Here is a 3,068-nt window from a genome sequence, read left to right as displayed (position 1 = left end):
GGCGACGAGGGCGGCGCGGGCGGACTTCCTCCAGGACCGGGCCGTGACCGTGCGGGTCCGGCGGCGGGCCCGCCGCTGGTGGCTGGTGGGTGCGTTCGTCGCCGCCCTCGCCTCCTCCTTCGCGCTGCCGGGCGCGGGAGGGGCGGTCCTGGCGGGCGCGGGGACCGGGCTGTGGCTGAAGGCGCGGTGGCTCGGACGCCGGGAACGCGCCGGGGAGACCCTGTGGTGGGTACGGACCGACCGGCTCGCCGAGGGGCCGGTCGGCGGGCCCGTCGAGGCGTACCGGTCGACGGGCATCGCGGCGGGCGACGCCGCGCCGGGCGGGGCGCGGCGCCGCTGAGCCCGCGTCAGATCTCCAGCTCGGCCTCGATCTTCCTGAGCTGGTGGCGGGCCATCGCCAGGTTGGCGCGCTGCTTGTCCAGCGCCAGGTAGAGGAACAGGCCGTTCGCGCCCCGGCCCTTGAGGAGCCGGATCAGGTGGTACTGCGTGCCCAGCGTGATGAGGATGTCCTCGATCTCCTCCTGGAGGCCGAGCATCTCCATGGTGCGCACCTTGGCGCGTACGACGTCGGTGTTGCCGGCGGCGGCGACCGTCAGGTCGAGGTCCTTGCCACCGCCGATGGTGCCGAGGGCCATGCCGCTGGTGTAGTCGACGAGAGCGGCGCCCAGGGCACCGTCGATGACGGTGGTGGCTTCCTTGAGGGCGGTTTCGATGTTGGCCATGGGGGTCACGCTTCCTTCGGTTTGTGGGACGGGAGGGGCGGAACGGCTTGTCGGATGGGCAGGGGCGCGGCCGAGGGGGCGGGCGCGGGACACGGCTCGCTCTGCGGCGTACGCCGGTGCAGGGCGCCGTCGACCAGTTCGCCGATGCGGGCGCTGGACCGGCGGGCCTCCAGGTGGAGCCGGCCCACGTTGATGCGGGGCTCGGCGAGGAGCGTCAGGACGGCGGAGGTGCCCGCCGCGTACGTCGCGACGTAGCCGTGCTCGCCGCGGACCAGCAGCTCGCGGAACCCGCCCTGCCCGGTGGCGTCGGTGAGCCGCAGCGCGACGCCGAGCGCGGCGGCGGTGAGCGCGGCGACACCCTCCGCGGCGTCGGCGTCCGCCGTGTCCCGCGCCAGGACCAGTCCGTCGGTGCTGGCCGCGAGCGCTCCGGTCACCTGCGGGACGCGGGCCCGCAGACGCCTGAGCTCGCCGAGCACCTCCGCTTCGGCCGCCGTCATCAACTGTCTCCTCTCACTCCTCTCACTCCTCTCGCTTTTCTCGCTTCTCTCGTTTCTCTCGGCGAGCTGTCGCAAGGCGCGCCTCATGAGTGCGTACGGGACGTACGAGCGGTCACAGGTGGGCCTCCAGGGCGTCACGGAGCCGGCGGAGCAGGGCGATGTCCGGTTCGGGTGCGAAGCCGGCGGGGTGGTGAGGCGGGGACTCGTACGCGACGGCCTCGTGGGTGACGGTTCCGTGCGGGAGCCGGCAGGGGTGGGCGTCCGCGTGCGGCTCGCGCGGGGCCGGGCCGGGCGGTGCCGGGTCCGGCGGGGTGGTCACCAGGCCGGCCGCGGCCAGCCGCCGGATCTCCAGCAGGACGTGGAAGGCCGGGCGGCCCAGCGCCCAGGCGAGCTGCGCGGGGGTGCGCAGGCCGTCGGCGTGGGCCAGCAGGGCCCGTTGGCGGGGGGTGACGGTCTGGCCGGCGGCGGCGGGCCGCGGGACGACCGGCGCGGCGTCCACGGCGGGGTAGGGCCACACGCTGTCGAGCAGCTCCCGGCGGCGCAGCGTCTCGCGCTCGATGTCGGTCGCCGGCACGGGGCGTACCGCCCGCGCGGCCGGCGTCCCGTGGACGGCGCCGTACTGGAAGCGGGCCGGGCCCCGGCCGGGGGCGAGGGCGAAGAACGCCGCGTCGAACAGGGCGCCCAGGTGGCATATCTCCAGCTCGCCGGCGGCTATTCGGCCCTGACGGGGCTGCCGGCCGGCCGCCGTCAGCAGGACGTCCGCGCCGGGCGCGACCGGGCTCTCCGCGTGCACGACCCGCCCGTCGACGAGGTACAGCGTCCCGTGGTCCCGTATCAGCGCCCCGGTGGCGTGCTCCTTGGCCAGCCGCAGCAGCATCGGGGAGACGATCGCCCCGGCGGTGCGCGCGCTCATACCAGTACCAGCCGTTCGGCCAGCTCCCGCAGGCGCAGCCGGGCCAGCGCCAGGTTGCCGGTGGAGCGGTCCAGCCACAGATGGAGGAACACGCTGCTGTCGAAGGTCGTCTCGACGAACCGCAGGACGTGGTAGCCGGTACGGGTGGTCACGATGACGTCCTCGACGGGCGGCGCCTTGGGGTCCACGCCGATCGGCGGCGCGGCCGCGAGGGGTGCGGGGGTGCCGGGGCCCGCCGGCGGGGCGGGCCGCCGTTCCGGTTCCGGTGTCCCGGGGTGCGGGCCGGCGGGCGGACCGCCGGGCCGGCCACGTCCGTCGGGGGTGCCCGGCGCCGGTACCGGGGTCAGGCCCGGCTGGGGCCCCGGAACCCGGCCCGCCGCGACGGCCGGCGCGGGGCCGGGCGCCGGGGTGGGCGCCGGGCCGGGCACGGGTAACCGCGTGGCCGCCCCGGCCCGCGCCGGGGGCAGGGCCGCCGGTATCGCCTCGGGGGAGAACGACTCGTACTCCGCGGCCGCCCGCGCCAGTTCCGCCGTCTCCGCCGCCGTCGTCTCGTGGTCACCCACCGGGGACCGGCCGGCCGTGCCGAGAGCGAGGCCACTGGTCCAGTCGACGAGTGCCGCCCCCAGCGCGCCCGGCAGGCTCATCGCTTCGCGCAGGCACTCGTCGATTCCGGGCACGCGGGCTCCCCTCCCAGTTCCCCGTTGCGCATCCAAGGCTGTGACCACGACGCTACGCAACGTTCGCTCTGCTGGTGGGAGTTCTGGCATTTTCCGCAGGAACGTGCCCGGGACGGGATAGGGTCGCCGGTTACCCCTCTCCGCGTACCCGCATCACCACCCTGTTGACGGCCCACAGCCCCACGCCGATCGCCACCAGGACCCCGGCGCGGACGTACACCTCGGCGTCCCGGTCGGCGAGCGGGCTCGCGAGGATCAG

The 3,068-nt window shown here is 75.9% G+C and carries 3 protein-coding genes and 4 pseudogenes; 1 reads left to right on the top strand and 6 read right to left on the bottom strand.

The window, feature by feature from the left end:
• Positions 1-340, top strand: a pseudogene (locus AC07DW_RS33940) (hypothetical protein); the annotation flags it as partial.
• A 7-nt stretch (positions 341-347) separates the two neighbouring features.
• On the opposite strand, the gene AC07DW_RS33935 reads toward AC07DW_RS33940, so the two are convergent.
• From AC07DW_RS33935 to AC07DW_RS33910, 6 genes and pseudogenes are all read right to left on the bottom strand, one after another.
• Positions 348-722 carry a hypothetical protein gene (locus AC07DW_RS33935; RefSeq protein ID WP_478861454.1) on the bottom strand — a complete coding sequence of 125 codons (375 nt, stop codon included), beginning with the start codon at positions 720-722 and terminating at the stop codon, positions 348-350.
• A gap of 5 nt (positions 723-727) precedes the next feature.
• On the bottom strand, positions 728-1,219 hold the full coding sequence (locus AC07DW_RS33930) for a roadblock/LC7 domain-containing protein (protein ID WP_478861453.1): 492 nt from the start codon (positions 1,217-1,219) through the stop codon (positions 728-730).
• 112 nt (positions 1,220-1,331) lie between these two features.
• Positions 1,332-2,132, bottom strand: a complete 801-nt coding sequence (locus tag AC07DW_RS33925) for a transcriptional regulator (RefSeq protein WP_478861452.1) — start codon at positions 2,130-2,132, stop codon at positions 1,332-1,334.
• Positions 2,129-2,308, bottom strand: a pseudogene (locus AC07DW_RS33920) (hypothetical protein); the annotation flags it as partial. The gene AC07DW_RS33925 and the pseudogene AC07DW_RS33920, both read right to left, overlap by 4 nt.
• Before the next feature lie 309 nt (positions 2,309-2,617).
• Positions 2,618-2,809, bottom strand: a pseudogene (locus AC07DW_RS33915) (hypothetical protein); the annotation flags it as partial.
• Between the two features lie 130 nt (positions 2,810-2,939).
• Positions 2,940-3,068 (bottom strand): annotated as a pseudogene (locus AC07DW_RS33910) (amino acid permease); the annotation flags it as partial.

Source organism: Streptomyces sp. NPDC045701, assembly GCF_056432045.1.
This window is presented reverse-complemented; position numbering and strand designations above follow the sequence as displayed.

What these genes read in the sequence shown, in the direction of transcription:
- AC07DW_RS33930 (WP_478861453.1), bottom strand. Translation starts at nt 1,219, where the DNA reads ATGACGGCGGCCGAAGCGGAGGTGCTCGGCGAGCTCAGGCGTCTGCGG.
- AC07DW_RS33935 (WP_478861454.1), bottom strand. Translation starts at nt 722, where the DNA reads ATGGCCAACATCGAAACCGCCCTCAAGGAAGCCACCACCGTCATCGAC.
- AC07DW_RS33925 (WP_478861452.1), bottom strand. Translation starts at nt 2,132, where the DNA reads ATGAGCGCGCGCACCGCCGGGGCGATCGTCTCCCCGATGCTGCTGCGG.